A 19,104-nucleotide genomic window follows, 5' to 3' on the forward strand; every position below is an offset into this window, starting at 1 on the left:
CGGGTCCGGCACCTGCTGATCCGGCGCCGACCGGTCCGCCGGCATCCGGCTCCGGGCCCGGGCGGTCCGCCAGCCGGTCCCTGCCTCTGCTACCCCTGCTCCCCATGACCGCCCGTTCCCGCAGTCGCGGCGAAGGCCGCGGGCCGGTCAAGGCCGGTCAAGCGCGAGAACGGGTAGACCACCCAGTCCGCCCGGCCGATCACCCTGCTCTCGGGCACGAAGCCGCCGCCGGGCTCGCCGAGGTGGTCGCGCGAGTCACGGGAGGCGCTGCGGTGGTCCCCCATCACCCAGAGCTTGCCGGTCGGCACCACCACGTCGAAGGCCACGCTCGACGGCTGGTCCCCCGGGGCCAGGTAGGAGGACTCGTCGATCGGCACCCCGTTGACGGTGATCGGCCTGCCCGGGCCGGTGCTGGTCACCCGGTCCCCGCCGACGCCGATCACCCGTTTGACGTAGACCGTGTTCCCGGCCGGGGCCAGCCCGAGGTCCCGGCCGAGCGAGCTCAGCCCGTCCCGGAAGCCGGTCGGCCCGCCCGACTCCGGAAGGAAGGAGCCCGTCCCGTCGAAGACCACGACGTCGCCCCGCTGGGGGTGGCCGCCGAAGGCGTAGGCGAGCTGGTTCGCGATCAGCCGGTCGCCCGGCCGCAGGGTCTCCTCCATCGATCCGGACGGCACCGAGAACGGGCGCACGACGAAGGCGTTCACCAGCAGCAGGGCCAGCAGGCAGATCCCCACGAGCAGCAACAGGTCCCGCGAGCGCGAGTGGCCCGGCTCCTCATCCCCCGGTGCGCTCTCATCCCCCCGTGCGTTCTCACCCTCTGGCGCGCTCTCGTCCTCGGACGCGACCTCGCCCTCCGGCGCACCCCCGGCGTCCGCCCGCGGATCCCCACCGGGGCCGGATCCCTCCCCACCGGGCCCCGGGACGACCCCGGAAACGACCGCGGACCGCGACAGCGAGTCCGCACCGGTGGGTGCGGGACTGCCGTCGCGGTCCGCGGGTGGTTCGTGCGTGCTCATCGGGGGCTGAGCTTACCGTGCGGTGGCCCGGCCCCTCGGAGCGATCCGATCCCCCGACGAGGCCGGGGGACGGTGGATCAGCGGTCGCGCTTCTCCTTGATCTTCGCGGCCTTGCCGCGGAGGTCACGCAGGTAGTACAGCTTGGCGCGGCGAACCGCACCGCGGGTCACGACCTCGATCTTCTCGACGACCGGGGTGTGCACCGGGAAGGTGCGCTCCACGCCGACGTTGAAGCTGACCTTGCGAACGGTGAAGGTCTCACCGACGCCGGCGCCGTGGCGGCGGATGACGACGCCCTGGAAGACCTGGACACGGGAGCGGTTGCCCTCGATGACCCGGACGTGGACCTTCAGGGTGTCACCGGCGCGGAAGGCCGGAATGTCGCTACGCAGCGAGGCCGCGTCGACAGCAGCGAGCTTGTTGCTCATGTTGCTCTCCATCGCAGGCGCCACGGGCCGCCCACGGAAGTTCGTCACAATGGGGTTTGCTGCGGGCCGCATCGGCTGACGGCGATCCCCCCGTGGCGAGGGCGCCGGTCCACGTGGCCCCTACGAAGGGGGCCCAGCGACAGACAACAGCGGCCTATTCTTCCACACCAACGGCCACGGACCGAAATCGGCCGAGCTCCTCGTCCCAGGCCAGGCCGAGGATGCTGAGCGCCTCCCGGTCCTTCTTGTCGAAGGCGCCGTAGCGCCAGCGCTCGACCAGGTCGGTGCGGTTCGCCAGGGTCCGGGCGAAGGCCTGTTCCCGCCGCCAGCGGGCGATCCGGCCGTGGTTTCCGCTGAGCAGCACGTCCGGCACGGTCCGGCCGCGCCACTCGGCGGGCTTGGTGTAGACCGGGCCCTCCAGCAGGTCGGCCATCGCGCCGGGCGCGAAGGAGTCGTCCCGGTGGGACTCGGCGTTGCCGAGCACCCCGGGCAGCAGCCGGGCGATCGCCTCGACCATCACCAGCACGGCGACCTCGCCGCCGGCCAGCACGTAGTCGCCGATCGAGGCCTCGACCACCGGCATCCGGGTGGCCGCCTCCTCGATGACCCGCCGGTCGATGCCCTCGTACCGGGCGGGGGTGAACGCCAGCCAGGGGCGGCTCGCCAGCTCCTGGGCGAGTTCCTGCGTGAACGGCCGCCCGCTGGGGGTGGGCACGACGAGCGTCGGCAGCTGGCCCTCGGGCCCGCCGGCGACCACCGCGTCCAGCGCCTCGCCCCACGGCTCGGGCTTCATCACCATGCCGGGGCCGCCGCCGTACGGGCTGTCGTCCACCGTCCGGTGCACGTCGTGGGTCCACTCGCGCAGGTCGTGGACGTGCACGTCCAGCTGGCCGCGGGAGCGGGCTTTGCCGACCAGCGAGATGTTCAGCGGTTCCAGGTACTCGGGGAAGATCGAGACGACGTCGATCCGCATCCCGTTCTGGACCTGCGCGACGCCCTCCTCCACCGTCACTTCGCCCCCTCCGCGCCCTTGGCACCGGCCGCGCCCTCGGCGCCGTCGACAACCTCGACAACCTCGGCGCCCTCGGCGCCCTCGGCGCTCTCGGTGTCCTCGGCCTCCTCGCCCTCGGCGGAAGCGCCACGGGCGACCTCGGCCTGCTCGGGTTCGATCAGGCCGACCGGCGGGGTGATCACGGCGCGCTGGTTCTCCAGGTCGATGGTCGGCACGATCTGGCGGACGAAGGGCACCAGCACCTCCGTCCCGTCGGCCTTCTCCACCGTGAGCAGGTCCTGGTACGGCAGGTGGACGACCTCGGTCAGCTCACCGACGAGGGTGCCGTCGAGCAGCACCACGTCCAGGCCGATCAGCTGGTGGTCGTAGTACTCCTCCGGGTCCTCGGGGCTCTCCTCCGGGTCGACCTCGGAGATGAGCAGCGTGCCCCGCAGCGCCTCCGCCGCGTTGCGGTCCTTGACGCCGGCGAAGCGCAGCAGCAGCCGGCCGCTGTGCACCTTGCCGGACTCGATGGTCAGCGGTCCCACCGACGCGGGGTCGGTGAACAGGACGGCACCGGGGCCGAGCCGGAGCTCCGGCTCGTCGGTGCGGACCTCGACGCTGACGTCCCCCCTGATGCCGTGGGCGCGGCCGATCTTGCCGACGACGAGCTGCACGGTGATCGTTCTCCTGGAGTTCCTAGAGCGGGACGGAATGCGGAAAGCGCGAGAAACGCGAAAAGGCCGACCGGGACGACATGCGTCCCGGTCGGCCTCACAAGCCCTGACGGCTGAACGAGCAGCTGTGTCAGCGAATGTTGTCCACGTCGACCAGGTCGACCCGGACGTTGTGACCGCCGAGGGCGCCGACGACGGTGCGCAGTGCGCGCGCCGTACGGCCACCCCGGCCGATCACCTTGCCGAGGTCATCGGGGTGCACTCGCACCTCGATGGTGTTGCCCCGACGCAGGTTGCGCGAGCGCACCTGCACGTCGTCGGGGTGCTCGACGATGCCCTTCACCAAGTGGTCGAGGGCGTCCTCGATCACGCTCAGGCCTCGGCGGCGGCGTCGGCCTCAGCCTCGACCTTGTCCGACTTCTTGGCCTTCGGGGTGATGGCAACACCGGTGGTGGCGTCCTCGAAGCCGGCGACGGCCTTCGCGAACAGGTGCGAGAAGTCCTCGACCTTGGGCTCGGCAACCAGCAGCGGCGCCGGGGCCGGGAGGCCCTTGAACTTCTGCCAGTCGCCGGTCAGCTTGAGGATGGCGAGCACCGGCTCGGTCGGCTGGGCGCCGACGGACAGCCAGTACTGGGCGCGGTCGGTGTCGACCTCGATCTTCGAGGGGTTGTAGGTCGGCTGGTAGATGCCGATCTCCTCGATCGCGCGGCCGTCACGCTTGGTGCGCGAGTCGGCGACGACGATGCGGTAGTGCGGGGAGCGAATCTTGCCGAGACGCTTGAGCTTGATCTTGACTGCCACGGGAGTGGATTCTCCTGGTGTTGACGTGGGTGAGCGGCCGCGCCGTCGCGTGGGGTTGCGCCGTGGGCCGTTCAAGGGACACGCCAGCCGTAGGAGAGAGGGGTCCTGCTCGGCTGCCGAGTACTCAGCTGTCCATTCTGCCATACCGGCGCGAACCGCCTTCGCTCGGCCATCCGCGGGACGCATCCCGGCTGCATCTCAGCCGTACCCGGCGCCGCGCGCCCGGCCGTCCGCGGGCCGCGCGAGACCCTCCGGAGGCCGCCCCCGACTGCCTCCGCAGGCCCGTTCACAAGGCGCGACCGGGAGCCCTCGCTCCCGGTCCGCCCACGAACTCACCGATGTACCGCTCGCTCCGGCCGGATCCGCTGCCCGCACAGCCGTCCGCCGGCCTTCCCCGTCTTCTGGTGTTCCGGCCTAACCGATCTCCTGGCCTGACCGATCTCCCGGTCTAACCGATGTCCGGGTCCAACCGATCTCCCGGTCCAACGGTCTTCCGGTTCAGCGATCTCCCGGTCCAGCAGTCCTCCGCCGCACCGGTCGCCCGGCAGGACGGTCTTCCGCCACCCCGGTCATCCGACGCGCCGGTCGTCCGATCCGACGACCGCCCGGCCCTCCGGTGTCCCGGTGGACCGATCGGTCACGAGATCTTGAACGGCTGCTGGCACGCGCCGCAGACGATGGACGCCTGGGCGAGCACCGACGGCACGACCCGGACGTTCCGTCCGCAGCCGCACACCGCCTTGACCCGGACGCCGCCCCCGGAGGAACCGTGCCGGGCGGCCGGGCCGCGGAAGGCCCGCGTCGTACCGTCGCCGGCCACCGCCTCCTGGTGCGCGCCGAGGGCGCGGTCCAGTCGCTCGATGGTCTCCGCGTACCGCTCCTGGGTCTCCTTGAGCATGGTCACCTGGGAGAAGCCGCTGCTCGCGTGCGGTTCGACCGGGTGCGCCAGGCCGAGCTCGGAGGCGAGCAGCAGGAAGCGCCGGTTGTGGTAGCGGCCGGCTCGCGAGGTGTCCCGGATGTCCCGGGCCGCGGCCAGACCGTGGGCAGCCTCGTGGAGGAGCCGCTCGAAACCGAGCCGGGTGCCACAGGCCGAGGAGGATTCGCCGATCAGGGCCTCGGGCGAGGCCAGGTCGGGGAGGTCCTGGTGGTGGGCCTGGATGTCACTCCAGGCGGCGGCCAGTTCGGCCGCGAGGACGAGGGGCTGTGTCGTGCTCACGCTAGACCAACGATGGAGTGCGAGCCGATGTTCCGCATGTTCTCGTTCTTCGGGAATTCCCAGGGAACTCCCAGGAATGCATGGTCGCGCGCGAATTGCGCGTTCCGGATCTGATGCAAGACCAACCCCCTGCCGGTTTCGGCCCGCCGCAGCTCGGCGGGCCTCGTGAATTCCGCCCGGGGGCGGGCTGTCGCCCCCTGGACGTACGGCCCGTGGGCCCGTCGAGTTGACAGGGCCACGGGCCGTACACCGTACCGCTATTGCGTTAATACCGGCAGTTGACCGGCCAGTAGGGATGTCCGCGGTCGGGGCGCCTCTCGGACAGTTACCGGATTCTTACTCATCCGCATTCCGGGCAAATGTCGCCACCAACGGTCATTACCTGCTGGTAACAGGCATCAGTACGCGCGGGCGACGATCGCGATATTGCCGTCCTGGTCGTCCGCCAGCGGCACCGAGCCGTCGGCCGCGACAATGCAGCGCACCGAAACGCCCTGCTCGGCGAGCTTGGCCTCGCCCTCCGGACCGAGGTCGGCCCAGGAGATCCGGCCCCAGCCGGTCGCGGCGGCCTCGGCGGCCTCCTCGATGGTCTTGACGTCGACGGTACGGGCCTCGCGGCGCTCGCGGGACTGGCGCAGCAGCAGCGCCTGGTCCTCCTCCAGGATGCCCGGGACCAGCGCGGCCAGGGAGTCGATGGAGACGGGCTCCTTGCCGCCGGGGATCCGGCGGGCCAGCATCGCGGTGCCGTTCTCGAGGTCGCGCGGGCCGACCTCGATGCGCAGCGGCACGCCCTTGAGCTCCCAGTCCACCGCGCGGCGGCCGAACGGGGTGTCGGTGCGGTCGTCAACGACCACCCGGACACCGGCGGCCTCCAGCGTGGCGCCGATCTCGCGCACCTTGGCGATGACCGCGTCGTCGCCCTTGATGGCGAGCACGACGGCCTGGACGGCGGCCAGTCGCGGGGGCACCCGCAGGCCGTTGTCGTCGCCGTGGGACATGATCAGGCCGCCGACCATGCGGGTCGAGACGCCCCAGGAGGTCTGCCAGACGTGCTCGCGCTCGGCGCCCTGGAGCTGGTAGGTCGTGTTGAACGCCTTGGCGAAGTTCTGGCCCAGCTCGTGGCTGGTGCCCATCTGCAGCGCCTTGCCGTCGCCCATCATGCCCTCCAGGGTGAGGGTGTTGATGGCGCCGGCGAACCGCTCCTTGGCGGTCTTGCGGCCGAGCACGACGTCGATGCCGAGCACGTTCGTCATGAAGTCGCCGTAGACCTGGGTGTGGATCATCGACGCGTACGCGCGGGCGTCCTCGTAGGTGGCGTGGGCGGTGTGGCCCTCCTGCCAGAGGAACTCGGTGGTGCGCAGGAAGACGCGCGGGCGCAGCTCCCAACGGACCACGTTGGCCCACTGGTTGATCAGCAGGGGCAGGTCGCGGTGGCTCTGCACCCACTTCGAGAAGTACTCGTTGATGATCGTCTCGGAGGTGGGCCGGACGACGACCGGCTCGTCGAGCTGCTTGCCGCCGCCGTGGGTGACCACCGCGAGCTCGGGGGCGAAGCCCTCGACGTGCTCGGCCTCCCTGGTCAGGTAGGACTGCGGGATGAACATCGGGAAGTAGGCGTTCTGCGCGCCGGCCTTCTTGATCCGCGCGTCCATCTCCTGCTGCATCCGCTCCCACAGGCCGTAGCCGTACGGTCGGATGACCATGGTGCCGCGCACCGGACCGTTGTCGGCCAGCTCGGCCTTGTTGATGAGGTCCTGGTACCAGCGCGGGAAGTCTTCCGCCTGAGGGGTGAGAACGGGTGCCTTAGCCATGGCCCGAATGGTACGGGGCGCGGCCCCCTGACTTCGAATCGATAACACGCCAGCGGCCGCCGGACGGACGACCACCGCACCCGCCGGACGGACGACCGCGCACCCGCCGGCAGCAGACGGCGGCACCCGCCGACCGCAGGGGGCGCACGACCGCGACACGCGCGCACCACCCTGCACCCCTCTGGACGCCGGGCCCGACCCGCTGTTCGCTGGAGTGGGGCGGGACTTTGGGGGAGCCGTAGCAGCACACCGAAGGACCGGATGGGAGGCCGCGATGGCTTCAGCTCGGACGACCGGCACGACCGTACGACCGACAGGCGCACGACCGCACCACCCGCAGCCCGGGGCGGCGCGGCCCGCGCGGGCGCGCGACTGGGCGGAGATCCAGGAGCGCATGCTGGTGCCGCTCTACGAGGCGGTCCACGACCGGCTGGAGGTCGGCCCGGCGACCAGCGTGCTGGGCCTGGGCTGCCGGTCCGGACTGGCGCTGCTGCTCGCCGCCGGGCGCGGTGCCCAGGTCACCGGCCAGGAGCCGCGGGACGAGCTGCGCGAGCTGGCCCGCGGCCGCCGGCTGCGGGTGTGCGCGGGGGCCCGGCCGACCGCGGCCGTCCCCCGCTCGGCCCATTCGCTGGTGACGGTCTTCGAGCAGTTGCCCGGTTGCGCCGAGCCGGGTCCGGTGGTCGTCGAGGCCGCCCGGCTGACCCTCCCGGGCGGGCATGTGGTGCTGGCCGCCTGGGGCCCTCCGGAGCGCTGCCAGAGCGCCCCGGTGCTGGACGTGGCGCGGCGGCGGGCGGGCCGGACCACCGCGCGCGACCCGTTCGAGCTGAGCACGCCCGGCACGCTGGAGGACCTGCTCGCCCCGGCCGGCCTGCGCCCGGCCGGCAGCGGGCGGGTGAGCTGCCCGTTCGCCTACGCGGACCTGGACAGCGCGGTGCGCGGCCTGCTCTCCACCGGCCTGTTCGAGGCGGCCGAGGAGTTCTCCGGCGCGTCGCTGGTCGCCAAGGAGCTGGAGGAGGCGCTGCAGCCGTACCTGCGCGCGGACGGCTCGGTCCGGATGGAGAACGTCTTCCGCTACCTGGTCGCCGAACGGCCCCGGTAGCGGCGGCCGACCGGCCCCGACGGCGCGGGGAACGGGCCCACGGCGACGCCCGGACGAGCCCCCGGCGGCACCGGGAACGAGACCCCCCGGCAGCAATCGGACGGGCCCGGGCGACAACAGATCCGACAGCGACGAAACCGGGGGCGCCCGCCCGCACGGCGAGCGCCCCCGGCCCGCCGGTTCACGCCTGGTCGAGCGACTTCCCGTCGGACCCGGAGCCCTTCCGCGGCACCCCGGCCGCCCGGTACGCCTGCTCCTCGTCCAGCGTCTCCGCCTCCAGCAGCGCCGCCGCCAGCGCGTCCAGCCGGGCCCGCTCCTCGGTCAGCAGCCGTACCGCGTGCTCGTAGCACTCGGCGACGATCCGCCGGGCCTCCTCGTCCACCGCGTCGAGGGTGGTCGGCGCGGCGGAGAGCCCGTAGGCGCCCTGCGGGTCGGCGGGCACCGCGGTCAACCGGCCGACCCGCTCGCTCATCCCCCACCGGCCGGCCATCCCGCGGGCGATGTTGGTGACCTGCTCCAGGTCGCTCTCCGCTCCGGTGGTGATCACCCCGTAGACCACCTGCTCGGCCGCCATCCCGCCGAGCGCGCCGATGATCCGGCCGCGCAGGTAGGGCTCGGTGTACGAGTAGCGGTCGTTCTCCGGAGTGGACAGGGTGACGCCGAGCGCCCGGCCGCGCGGCACGATGGTGATCTTGCGGACGGGGTCGGCGCCGGGCTGCAGCATGCCCAGCAGCGCGTGCCCGCTCTCGTGGTAGGCCGTGCGCTCGCGCTCCTCCTGCGGCATCACCAGCGGCCGGACGGCGCCGAGCTGGACCTTCTCCAGGGCGTCCGAGAGGTCCCGCTCGTTCACCGCGTCCTGCTTGCGCTTGACGGCCAGCAGGGCGGCCTCGTTGACCAGGTTGGCGAGTTCGGCGCCGGTCATCCCGGGGGTGACCTTGGCCAGCCGGGTGAGGTCGGCATCGCCGGCCAGCGGGACGGTCCGGGTGTGGATGCGCAGGATGGCGGCGCGGCCGTCCCGGTCGGGCGGGCTGACGGTGATCCGCCGGTCGAACCGGCCGGGGCGCAGCAGCGCCGGGTCGAGCACGTCCGCGCGGTTGGTCGCGGCGATCACGATGACGCCCTCGGAGCCGGTGAAGCCGTCCATCTCGGTGAGGATCTGGTTGAGCGTCTGCTCGCGCTCGTCGTGCCCGCCCATGCCGCCGCCCGCGCCGCGCTGGCGGCCGATGGTGTCGATCTCGTCGATGAAGATGATCGCCGGGGCGACCTTGCGGGCCTCGGCGAACAGTTCGCGGACCCGGCTGGCGCCGACGCCGACGATCATCTCGATGAACTCGGAGGCGGAGGCGGAGAAGAACGGCACGTCCGCCTCGCCGGCGACGGCCCGGGCGAGCAGGGTCTTGCCCGTCCCGGGCGGGCCGCTCAGCAGCACGCCGCGCGGCATCTTGGCGCCGAGCCTGCGGTACTGCTGCGGGTTCTTCAGGAAGTCGACCACCTCGGTGAGTTCGGCCTCGACCTCGTCGATGCCGGCCACGTCGGCGAAGGTGGTGCGCTTGCCCTGGTCGGCGGTGAGCGGCTTGGGCGGGGCCTTGCGGCCGAGCGCGCCGGCGCCCAGCCCGCCGGCCATCCGGCGGGCGAGCAGCACCCAGATCAGGATCAGCAGCACCATGGGGGCCAGCGAGATCAGCAGGTTGGCGAGGAAGCTGCGCTGCTGGACCACCGGGGAGGTGGCGGTGACCTCGACGCCCTGCTGCTGCAGCGTGGTCCACAGGTTGTCGTTGGCGAAGGACGGCCGCTGGGTGGCGAAGTCGGTGTAGTCGCCCTTGCCGCCGTCCGGCTTGGGCTGGGCGCTCTTGAGGGTGCCCTCGATCGCGTCGCCCTTGGAGTAGATCTTGGTGATGTTGCCCTTGTTCAGCTGGTTGTTGAACTCGGTGTAGGAGATCGTGGTGGCGCCGGCGTTGCCGAAGAAGGACAGCAGCAGGTCGGAGATCAGGAACACCACGAGCGCGGTGAGGGCGAGTCCCATCCAGCCGCCGGGCATCCGGCGGCGGGGCGGCGGCGGGGGCGGGGCGCCCTCGGAGCGCCAGGGCTGGTCGGGGGTCTGGCGCGGCGGCACGGGTTCGGTCACCCATCGGACGATACGGACGCGGGCTCGGGCGAGCCACCCGAAACGCCGCGCCGAGCACGCCCCTGACCAGCCGCGACGGGGCCCCGCCGGTGCCTGATCCCCGCCGCCCCGTCAGTGCCTGCGCCCTGAGCCCCGCCCGTGACTCAGAGGCCTCGGCGCCCCGCCTGTGGCTACGCCTCGGCGCCCGGCCACTCCTCGGCGGTCAGCGCGAACCGCTCGTGGTCCCGCCAGTCGCCCTGGAGGAACAGCATCCGGGGGGTGAAGCCCTCGTGCCGGAAGCCCAGCCGCTTGGCCATCGCGACCGACCGCTCGTTGTCCGGCTGCACGTTGATCTCCAGCCGGTGCAGGCCCAGCCCGCCGGCCGACTGCGGGGCGAAGCAGCGGTCCAGGACCAGCCGCAGCCCCTCCGTCATCCGCCCGGTGCCGGCGAACGGCAGGTACGCGTCGTAGCCCAGCGCGCCGTTGCAGAACCGGCCCATCACGATGTTGGCGACGTTCACCTTGCCGACCAGCCCGCCGGTGTCCCGGTCGACGATCAGAAAGGTACGCAGGCCCGGCCCCTGGCGGTCCAGCAGTTCGGCCAGGCCGTCCGGCTCGACCGGGTTCCACCGCCCGATGTGGTCGGCGGACCGTCGGACCGCCTCGGCGTACACGTCCTTGTCCTCGGCCCGCGGGGCCCTGATCGTCACTCGCACACCACCATCATCGGGCATGCGAGCGGCCCGCCGCCCGGAAGATCCCGGACGGCGGGCCGCTCGAACGACGGACCGGTCTACAGCAGGTCCTTGAACTCCTTGGGCAGCTCGAAGTCGGCCGGGCCCTTGCCCGCGCCGAGGCCGAACGCGCCGCCGCCGGCCGGGTCCTGGTCGCCGCCCGGGCCGAGCGCGCGGCGCTGGGCGGCCGCGGCCTCCTCCTGCGCCCGCTTGAGCGGGTTGCCGCTCTTGCGCTTGCCCTTGGCCTGCGGGGCCTTCTTGCCGGACTTCTTGGCGCCGCCGCCCATGCCCGGGATCCCCGGCATACCGGGCACGCCCTTGCCGGAGGCCATCGCGGACATCATCTTGCGGGCGTCGAAGAACCGCTCGACCAGGTTCTTCACCTCGCCGACCTGGACACCCGAGCCCTTGGCGATGCGGGCCCGGCGGGAGCCGTTGATCAGCTCCGGCTCGGCGCGCTCGGCCGGGGTCATCGACTTGATGATCGCGCCGACCCGGTTGACGTCCTTGTCGTCGATGTTGTTGATCTGGTCGCGGATCTGACCCATCCCGGGCAGCATCCCCAGCAGCTTGGAGATCGAGCCCATCTTCTGGACCTGCTCCAGCTGCGACAGGAAGTCGTCCAGAGTGAACGCCTTCGGACCGCCGCGCAGCTTGGCGGCGATCTTCTCGGCCTCCTCCTGCGAGAAGGTCTGCTCGGCCTTCTCGATCAGCGAGAGGACGTCACCCATGCCGAGGATGCGCGAGGCCATCCGGTCGGGGTGGAAGGCGTCGAAGTCGTCGACCTTCTCGCCGTTGGAGGCGAACATGATCTGCCGGCCGGTGACGTGCGCGACCGACAGGGCGGCACCGCCGCGGGCGTCGCCGTCGAGCTTGGAGAGCACGACACCGGTGAAGTCGACGCCGTCGAGGAAGGCCTGCGCGGTGGTGACCGCGTCCTGGCCGATCATCGCGTCGACGACGAACAGGACCTCGTCCGGGTTGACCGCGGCGCGGATGTCCGCGGCCTGCTGCATCAGCTCGGCGTCGATGCCCAGGCGTCCGGCGGTGTCGACGACGACGACGTCGTACTGCTTCTGCTTGGCGTACTCGATCGAGTCCTTGGCCACCTGCACCGGGTCGCCGACGCCGTTGCCCGGCTGCGGGCCGTAGAAGGCCACACCGGCGCGCTCGGCGACCACCTGGAGCTGGTTGACGGCGTTGGGCCGCTGGAGGTCGCAGGCGACCAGCAGCGGGGTGTGCTTCTGGCTCTTCAGCCAGTGGCCGAGCTTGCCCGCGAGGGTGGTCTTACCGGCACCCTGCAGACCGGCGAGCATGATCACCGTCGGGCCGCTCTTCGCGAACCGGACCCGGCGGGTCTCGCCGCCGAGGATCGCGATGAGCTCCTCGTTGACGATCTTGATGATCTGCTGCGCGGGGTTGAGCGCGCCCGAGACCTCGGCGCCGGCCGCCCGCTCCTTGACCTGCTTGATGAAGGCCCGCACGACCGGCAGCGCGACGTCCGCCTCCAGCAGCGCGATACGGATCTCGCGGGCGGTGGCCTCGATGTCCGCCTCGCTCAGGCGGCCCTTGCCCCGGAGGTTCTTGAACGTCGCTGCGAGGCGATCGGAAAGAGTGTCGAACACGTCGTCGCGGGTCCTCTGCGGCATCGGTATCGGTACGGTCGTCGCCCACCAGGGTATCCGGCCGCCCCGGGTATGGTCTCCACCCGGGTTGCCACGACCTCGGAACGGGCCTCGGAACAGGCCTTGGAACGGACCTCGGCAGGCGTCGGCGGACCCCGGCGGACCGACCCCCGGCGAGCCCCGAACGGCCGCGGCGAGACTCAGCCCAGCGCCGCCCGGACCGCCGCCGCCACCTCCCCCGCCCGCCCGGCGGCGAGCGGCCGACCCGCCCCGTCGGTCAGGTAGAAGGAGTCGACGGCCTCCGCGCCCAGCGTCGAGACGTGCGCCGTCCGCACCCGCACGCCCGCCCCGTCCAGCGCCCGGCCGATCCGGTGCAGCAGCCCCGGGGCGTCGTGCGCGCGGACCTCCAGGACGGTCGCGGTCGCCGAGGCCACCGCGGGCGCCACCGCGACCACCGGCGGCGGGGTGGGGATGCCCCGGCGGCGCGGGGCGGCGGCGTCCCGCTCGGCCAGCCGGCGCGCGACGTCCAGCGAGCCGTCCAGCGCCCGGCGCAGGTCGGCCCGCAGCCGGGCGGCCTCCGGCAGCTCGCCGAACTCGGCGGCCACCCGCCAGGACAGCAGCAGCACCGGGCCGGCGCCGATCGGGTCCAGCTCGCGCAGGCCGGCCGAGCGGACGGCCAGCCGGTGCAGCGCGAGCACCCCGGCGACGGTGCCGAGCAGTCCGGGCCGGTCCGGGACGGCCAGGGTCAGCTCGACGCCCATCGGCTCGGCGCCCGGGTCCGCCCCCTCGGACTGCGCCAGCAGCGACAGGGCGGGCCCGCCGGTCCGGGCGGCCTCCACCGCGAGCCGCTCCTGCGCGGCGGTCGGCGCGGCCTCCACGGGCGCGGCGTAGGCGCCGGCCAGCCGGGCGGCGACCCGGGCCGCCAGGCCGTCCACCAGCGAGGCCCGCCAGCCGCTCCACGCGGCCGGGCCGGTGGCCAGCGCGTCCGCCTCGGTGAGCACGTGCAGCAGCTCCAGTTGTGCCGCGGTGCCGACCACCTTGGTGATCGCCTCGACGGTGGCCGGGTCGTCCGGGTCCCGTCGGGTCGCGGTGTCGACCAGGGTCAGGTGGTGGCGGACCAGCACCGCCAGGGTCTCGGTGTCCTCGGGGCCGAAGCCCATCCGGGCGGCGACGTCACGGACGATGACCTCGCCGGCCTCGCTGTGGTCGCCGGGCCAGCCCTTGCCGATGTCGTGCAGCAGCGCGGCGACCAGCAGGAGGTCCGGCCGGGCCACCCGGCGGGTCATCGCCGCGGCCCGCACCGCCGTCTCCACCAGGTGCCGGTCGACCGTCCAGCGGTGCACGGCATTGCGCTGCGGACGGCAGCGCACCCGCTCCCAGTCCGGCAGCAGCCGGGTGACCAGTCCCTCCGCCTCCAGCGCCTCCCACACCGGGACGGCCGCCTCGCCCGCGCCCAGCAGGGTGACCAGCTGCTCGCGCGCCTCGTCCGGCCAGGGCACCGGCAGCGGGCGGCACTCGGCGGCCAGCCGGCGCACCGTCGCGTACGAGACGGTGAGCCCGTACTGCGCGGCGGCGGCCGCGGCGCGCAACGGCAGCACCGGGTCGGCGGCCGGGCGGGCGCCCTGGGCGAGCACCGCCTCGCCGTCCTGCTCGACCACGCCCTCGGCGAGCGGCCGGCGCGCGACCGTGCCCCGGGCCACCGCGCCCGCGCCGCGCCCGGCGCCGGTGAACGGGAAGGCCGGCCGGGCGGCCCGGCGGCCCCGGCCGGACCGGGCGGCGAGCACCCGGTCCACCGCCCGCCAGGTGACGTCACTCGCGTAGGCGATGGTGCGGGCGGCCTCGTAGACCTGGCGCAGCAGGGTGTCGGCGTCCAGCACGCCGAGCCGTTCGGCGACCTGGTCCTGGTCCTGGAGGCCGAGCCGCTCGGTGGCCCGGCCGGTGGCCAGGTGCAGCGCGTCGCGGACGTCGGCGAGCCGCAGCGCGGCGGCGTCCAGGCCGTCCCGGGGGGCGTCGGCGAGCCAGGTCGCGGCGACGGCGTTGAGCGCGACGGCGTCGCGCAGGCCGCCGCGGGCCTCCTTGAGGTCGGGCTCCAGCAGGAACGACAGCTCGCCGTGCCGCTCGGCCCGCTCCCGCCCGAGGTCGCGCAGCTCCGGCAGGCGCGCGGGGGCGCTCGCGCGCCAGTCGGTGAGCACGGCGGAGCGCAGGGCGGCGGTGAGCGCCTGGTCCCCGGCGAGGTGGCGGGCGTCCAGCAGGCCGAGCTGGGCCTTGAGGTCGGCGGCGGCGACGGACCGGGCCTCGGCGACGGTGCGCACCGAGTGGTCGAGCGCGGCGCCCGCGTCCCAGACCGGGTACCAGATCCGCTCGGGCAGGTCGGGGTCGAGCCGGCCGTCGTGCAGCAGCAGGACGTCGAGGTCGCTGCGCGGGGACAGCTCGCCGCGCCCGTAGCCACCGACCGCGACCAGCGCGACACCGGGCGGGCCGCCGGCGGCCGCGAGCAGACCGGCCAGCCAGTCGTCGGTGAGCCGGGCGAGAGCCGCGCGGCGGGGCCGCCCGGCCGGGCCGGGGCCGGCGAGCAGCGCGGCCCGGGCGGCGCCGTAGTCGGGAGGGCTGGTCTCGGTGGTCATGGCGTGGTCCCGTCCGTCGTGCGGTTGAGCGGGCGGCGCCGGACGGCCTGCGGACGGCCGCGGGGAGGTCCGCGGGCGGCCTGCGGGCGGCCCGGCGCCGATGCGCCGTCGGCGGGCCCTACGGTTCAGGGCCCTCGACGAAGGGCCCTCGGCGAAGGCCCCTCGGCGAAGGGCCCTCAGAGGGCGTCCGGCCCGCGCTCGCCGGTGCGGACCCGGACGGCGGTGTCGACCGGGACGCTCCAGACCTTGCCGTCGCCGATCTTGCCGGTCCGGGCGGCCTTCACCAGGACCTCGATCAGCTCGTCGGCGTCCTCGTCCTCGACCAGCACCTCGATTCTGACCTTGGGGACCAGGTCCACGGTGTACTCGGCGCCCCGGTAGACCTCGGTGTGGCCGCGCTGGCGGCCGTAGCCGCTGGCCTCGGTGACGGTCAGGCCGTGCACCCCGAAGGCCTGTAGGGCGGCCTTCACCTCGTCCAGGCGGTACGGCTTGATCACGGCGGTGATGAGCTTCATCGGGCGTCGACCTCGGTCTTCTCGGCGGGCTCGGCGGTGGTCTTGTCGGCGGCCTTCCCAGCAGCCTTGGCGGCGGGCTCGGCGGCGGTCTTCCCGGTGGCGGGCTTCTCCGCGGACCTCGCGGCCGCCGCGGCACCGACCAGGCCCGGCAGGGCCCGCGCCAGGCCCGCGCCCACCGCGCTGAAATCGTAGGCGGACTCGGCGTGTTCGGCCTGGTCGATGCCGGCCACCTCGACCTCCTCGGCGACCCGGAAGCCGACCGTCCTGTCGATCGCCTTCGCCAGCAGCCAGGACAGGACGAAGGAGTACGCCGCGACCACGGCCACGCCCATCGCCTGCTTGCCGAGCTGCGCCGGCCCGCCGCCGTAGAACAGGCCCTTGGCGGTCTGGCCGACCCCGCCGGTGGCGAACAGGCCGATCAGCAGCGAGCCGATCGCGCCGCCCACCGCGTGCACGCCGACCACGTCGAGCGAGTCGTCGAAGCCGAGGCGGTACTTGAGGCTGACCGCGGCGGCGCAGACCGCGCCGGCGATCAGGCCGATCGCCACCGCGCCCAGCGGGCTGACCGAGCCGCAGGCCGGGGTGATCGCGACCAGGCCGGCCACCGCGCCGGAGGCGGCGCCCAGCGTGGTGAACGCGCCGTGCCTGAGCTTCTCGTAGACCAGCCAGCCGACCAGCGCCGCACCGGTGGCGACCTGGGTGTTGACCATCGCCATCGCGGCGACGCCGTTGGCGGCCAGCGCCGAGCCCGCGTTGAAGCCGAACCAGCCGAACCACAGCAGCCCGGAGCCGAGCATCACCAGCGGCAGGCTGTGCGGGCGCATCGGGTCCTTCTTGAAGCCGACCCGCTTGCCCAGCACCAGGCAGAGCGCGAGGCCGGCCACGCCCGCGTTGATGTGCACGGCCGTGCCGCCGGCGAAGTCGATCACGCCGTTGCGGTCGCCCAGCCAGCCGCCGTGGCCGCCGTCGAAGAAGAACACCCAGTGCGCGACCGGGAAGTAGACGACGGTCACCCAGAGCGCGATGAACAGGCCCCAGGCGCCGAACTTGGCCCGGTCCGCAATCGCGCCGCTGATCAGCGCCGGGGTGATGATCGCGAACATCAGCTGGAAGGTGGCGAACGCGGTGACCGGGATGGTCCCGGTGAGGTCGTTCAGGCCGATGCCGCGCATCCCGAGGAAGTCCAGGTTGCCGATCAGACCGGCGAAGGAGTCGGGTCCGAAGCTGAGCGAGTACCCGTAGAGGACCCAGAGCACGCTGACGATGCCGAGCGAGAGGAAGCTCATCGCCAGCATGTTCAGGGTGCTCTTGGCCCTGACCATGCCCCCGTAGAAGAAGGCCAGGCCCGGGGTCATCACCATGACCAGGGCCGCACTGATGAGCACGAAGGCGGTGTCGCCCGCGCTGAAGCCGTCCGGCATCGGCGTCTCCTCTGCGTGGAAGCCGATCCAAACCCGGATTACCCGTCCCGTGCCACCCGGGGTGTCGGCGATGAAGAGGAGAGTGCCGAAGGCTGGTTTCGGCCAGTGCGGCTCGTTGTTTCGCGGCCGTGACGCGTGCGACGCCCGGGTTACACCTGCGTGAACGACGGCCGTGCCGCAGGGCCGAACGGGTTACCGTGCCGCCGAACGGGACGGCCGATGGCACGACGGCCACCGACCGTGGCGGCGGCGGCCGTCACGGTCGGCGGGGTCCTCGGGCCGGGTCCGCGGCCCACGGGCTCGGGGTGCTCAGACCACCGAGACGTACTCGGGGATGTCCTGGACGACGCGCTCCTTGAGCCGGCTCACCGCGTCCACGCCCTTGAACCGGGCAGCCGCGGCCTCGGTGGTCTTGCGGACCCGGGAGTTCAGCCGCTCCGAGCGCACCTTGGTGGCGATGTCCACCGCCTGCTCGGCCATCACCGCGGCCTGCTCGGCCTCCCGCTGCAGCAGGTGGACGCTGGCCATGCCGATCAGGTTGAAGGCGTACGAGCGCACGTGGTCGCCGTCCTGGCGGAACAGGTCGACCGCGCGCTCCATCACCGGCGCGGACATCGAGGCGTACAGCTGGGCGTTGTCGGAGTGGTACGCGAGGTCGCGGAAGGAGTGCGCGTTCTCGGCGTTCAGCTCGGCCGGCGAGAAGAACTTCAGCCAGTCCGGCTCCGCCTCCCCCTCGCGGATGTCGGTGAAGGTGTCCTCGGCCAGCCGGACGGCCCGGGCGCAGCGGTTCACCTCGCCGATGGTGGCGTAGGCGCGCGCCTCCATCGCGTACAGCAGGGACTGCTGGCGCGCGCTGGCGGTGTCCCGGCTGCCGTACTGCGCCAGGTGGATCAGCTCCAGGGCGTCCTCGCCCCGGTTGAGGTGGATCATCTGGCGGCTCATGTCGGTGAGGATGAGTGCGCCGAACGGGCGGTCCCCGGCCTCCTTGGCGGCGTGCAGGGCCAGCACGTAGTACTTCTGCGCGCTCGGGTGCATCCCGACGTCGTACGACATCCACCCGGCCAGGTGGGCGAGTTCGGCGGTGAGCCGGAACAGCCGCCGGGTGGTGTTCTCGTTGTACGTCTCCTGGAGCAGGTCGGTGACCTCGTGGAGCTGGCCGACGACGGCCTTGCGGCGCAGCCCGCCGCCGTTCTGCGCGTCCCACTGCCGGAACATGACCGTGGTCTGCTCCAGCAGTTCGAGCTCGGGCTCGGACAGCCGGCCGGTGAACGGGTCGCCGCCGTTGGCCGCGGCGAGGATCGGGGTGGGGGCGCCGGTCGGGCCGGGGGTGAGCCAGCGCTGCATGGGCTCGATCAGCGCTGCGCCGGCGGTCAGCGCGAGCGAGGTGCCGAGGAAGCCCCGGCGGTTGAGCATCAGGTCGCTGCGGGAGTAGTCGCTGATCAGCTGGACGGTCTGCGGCGCGCTCCACGGCAGGTCGACGCCGCCGCCCACGGTGGAGACCGGGATCGCGGCGCGCAGGCCGAGGTCCTCGATCGAGACCACCGAGCCGAAGCGCTCGGAGAAGAGCTCCGACATGATCTTGGGAATCGGCTCGCGGGGCTGTTCGCCGTCGAGCCAGCGGCGCACCCGCGAGGTGTCGGTGGACACGTGGTGGGCGCCGATCTGCCGGGCCCGGCGGTTGACCTGGCGGGCCAGCTCGCCCTTGGACCAGCCGCTGCGGGCGAACCAGGTGGTCAGCTTCTCGTTGGGTTGCTTCTCTGCCATGGGAACGTCCCCATCCCGCCCGGCCCCCTCGGGGCCCCGATCGTGACGCCCGACGGTTTCGGGCCCTTGCCAGACGTGCCGTGCCTGAGGTGTTGCCGTACCACGCTCTCGCACTGGTGTGCCATCGTTACGGACGGACCGTCAGGTTCCCAACTCCCGCGCCCTGTCGGACCGGAGTCGATTCCACGAAGACGTCCGTGTGCTGAACGTAATGCCCCGCGCGGCGCCCACGGGAGCGGCCCTGGCGAAACGCCACCTTTCGCCACCCCCACGAGTGA

General features: G+C 73.1%; 16 protein-coding genes. 1 reads left to right on the plus strand and 15 read right to left on the minus strand.

Going from position 1 to position 19,104, the window contains the following annotated elements:
* Positions 1–89 precede the first annotated feature (89 nt).
* From lepB to proS, 8 genes are all read right to left on the minus strand, one after another.
* Positions 90–743, minus strand: a complete 654-nt coding sequence (gene lepB, locus ACFVHI_RS18580) for a signal peptidase I (RefSeq protein ID WP_380340625.1) — start codon at positions 741–743, stop codon at positions 90–92.
* 350 nt (positions 744–1,093) lie between these two features.
* On the minus strand, positions 1,094–1,444 hold the full coding sequence (gene rplS, locus ACFVHI_RS18585) for a 50S ribosomal protein L19 (RefSeq protein WP_063347674.1): 351 nt from the start codon (positions 1,442–1,444) through the stop codon (positions 1,094–1,096).
* 154 nt (positions 1,445–1,598) lie between these two features.
* Complete coding sequence (trmD, locus tag ACFVHI_RS18590; protein WP_063351119.1) at positions 1,599–2,417, minus strand: tRNA (guanosine(37)-N1)-methyltransferase TrmD; 819 nt, start codon at positions 2,415–2,417, stop codon at positions 1,599–1,601.
* 35 nt (positions 2,418–2,452) lie between these two features.
* Positions 2,453–3,112 carry a ribosome maturation factor RimM gene (gene rimM, locus ACFVHI_RS18595; RefSeq protein ID WP_380340628.1) on the minus strand — a complete coding sequence of 220 codons (660 nt, stop codon included), beginning with the start codon at positions 3,110–3,112 and terminating at the stop codon, positions 2,453–2,455.
* Between the two features lie 130 nt (positions 3,113–3,242).
* Positions 3,243–3,482, minus strand: a complete 240-nt coding sequence (locus tag ACFVHI_RS18600; RefSeq protein ID WP_063347675.1) for an RNA-binding protein — start codon at positions 3,480–3,482, stop codon at positions 3,243–3,245.
* A 2-nt stretch (positions 3,483–3,484) separates the two neighbouring features.
* Positions 3,485–3,913, minus strand: coding sequence for a 30S ribosomal protein S16 (gene rpsP / locus ACFVHI_RS18605; RefSeq protein WP_063347676.1), 429 nt, complete (start codon positions 3,911–3,913; stop codon positions 3,485–3,487).
* A gap of 637 nt (positions 3,914–4,550) precedes the next feature.
* Entirely contained in the window at positions 4,551–5,129 is a 579-nt protein-coding gene (locus ACFVHI_RS18610; protein ID WP_063347677.1) for a hypothetical protein, read from the minus strand.
* Positions 5,130–5,527: 398 nt separating this feature from the next.
* The gene (proS, locus tag ACFVHI_RS18615) at positions 5,528–6,940 is read right to left on the minus strand and encodes a proline--tRNA ligase (RefSeq protein WP_063347678.1); all 1,413 of its coding nucleotides are present in this window, start codon (positions 6,938–6,940) and stop codon (positions 5,528–5,530) included.
* A 274-nt stretch (positions 6,941–7,214) separates the two neighbouring features.
* Between proS and ACFVHI_RS18620 the strand changes: the two genes are divergently transcribed.
* Entirely contained in the window at positions 7,215–8,039 is an 825-nt protein-coding gene (locus ACFVHI_RS18620) for a class I SAM-dependent methyltransferase (RefSeq protein WP_079135602.1), read from the plus strand.
* A 181-nt stretch (positions 8,040–8,220) separates the two neighbouring features.
* Here ACFVHI_RS18620 and ftsH read toward each other — a convergent pair whose 3' ends face one another.
* From ftsH to ACFVHI_RS18655, 7 genes are all read right to left on the minus strand, one after another.
* Positions 8,221–10,164, minus strand: coding sequence for an ATP-dependent zinc metalloprotease FtsH (gene ftsH / locus ACFVHI_RS18625; RefSeq protein WP_380340634.1), 1,944 nt, complete (start codon positions 10,162–10,164; stop codon positions 8,221–8,223).
* Between the two features lie 170 nt (positions 10,165–10,334).
* Positions 10,335–10,877: a GNAT family protein gene (locus tag ACFVHI_RS18630; RefSeq protein ID WP_363375916.1), complete on the minus strand. Its 543-nt coding sequence runs from the start codon at positions 10,875–10,877 to the stop codon at positions 10,335–10,337.
* Between the two features lie 59 nt (positions 10,878–10,936).
* Positions 10,937–12,502 carry a signal recognition particle protein gene (ffh, locus tag ACFVHI_RS18635; RefSeq protein WP_063351120.1) on the minus strand — a complete coding sequence of 522 codons (1,566 nt, stop codon included), beginning with the start codon at positions 12,500–12,502 and terminating at the stop codon, positions 10,937–10,939.
* 200 nt (positions 12,503–12,702) lie between these two features.
* A complete protein-coding gene (locus ACFVHI_RS18640; RefSeq protein ID WP_380340638.1) occupies positions 12,703–15,126 on the minus strand; it encodes a [protein-PII] uridylyltransferase in 2,424 nt (807 codons plus the stop codon).
* A 176-nt stretch (positions 15,127–15,302) separates the two neighbouring features.
* The gene (locus ACFVHI_RS18645; protein WP_063347683.1) at positions 15,303–15,641 is read right to left on the minus strand and encodes a P-II family nitrogen regulator; all 339 of its coding nucleotides are present in this window, start codon (positions 15,639–15,641) and stop codon (positions 15,303–15,305) included.
* A complete protein-coding gene (locus ACFVHI_RS18650; protein ID WP_363375921.1) occupies positions 15,638–17,062 on the minus strand; it encodes an ammonium transporter in 1,425 nt (474 codons plus the stop codon). The genes ACFVHI_RS18645 and ACFVHI_RS18650 overlap by 4 nt, the downstream gene beginning before the upstream one ends.
* Before the next feature lie 309 nt (positions 17,063–17,371).
* A complete protein-coding gene (locus tag ACFVHI_RS18655; protein WP_363375923.1) occupies positions 17,372–18,826 on the minus strand; it encodes a hypothetical protein in 1,455 nt (484 codons plus the stop codon).
* Positions 18,827–19,104: the final 278 nt, after the last annotated feature.

Source organism: Kitasatospora sp. NPDC127121, from assembly GCF_042677305.1.
Taxonomy (GTDB): Bacteria; Actinomycetota; Actinomycetes; order Streptomycetales; family Streptomycetaceae; genus Kitasatospora.

Bases quoted from the DNA above. Each gene is read 5' to 3' on its own strand.
- ACFVHI_RS18620 (WP_079135602.1), top strand. From the start codon at position 7,215: ATGGCTTCAGCTCGGACGACCGGCACGACCGTACGACCGACAGGCGCA.
- trmD (WP_063351119.1), bottom strand. From the start codon at position 2,417: ATGCGGATCGACGTCGTCTCGATCTTCCCCGAGTACCTGGAACCGCTG.
- ACFVHI_RS18630 (WP_363375916.1), bottom strand. From the start codon at position 10,877: ATGCCCGATGATGGTGGTGTGCGAGTGACGATCAGGGCCCCGCGGGCC.
- rplS (WP_063347674.1), bottom strand. From the start codon at position 1,444: ATGAGCAACAAGCTCGCTGCTGTCGACGCGGCCTCGCTGCGTAGCGAC.
- proS (WP_063347678.1), bottom strand. From the start codon at position 6,940: ATGGCTAAGGCACCCGTTCTCACCCCTCAGGCGGAAGACTTCCCGCGC.
- ACFVHI_RS18640 (WP_380340638.1), bottom strand. From the start codon at position 15,126: ATGACCACCGAGACCAGCCCTCCCGACTACGGCGCCGCCCGGGCCGCG.
- ACFVHI_RS18650 (WP_363375921.1), bottom strand. From the start codon at position 17,062: ATGCCGGACGGCTTCAGCGCGGGCGACACCGCCTTCGTGCTCATCAGT.
- ACFVHI_RS18645 (WP_063347683.1), bottom strand. From the start codon at position 15,641: ATGAAGCTCATCACCGCCGTGATCAAGCCGTACCGCCTGGACGAGGTG.
- ACFVHI_RS18655 (WP_363375923.1), bottom strand. From the start codon at position 18,826: ATGGCAGAGAAGCAACCCAACGAGAAGCTGACCACCTGGTTCGCCCGC.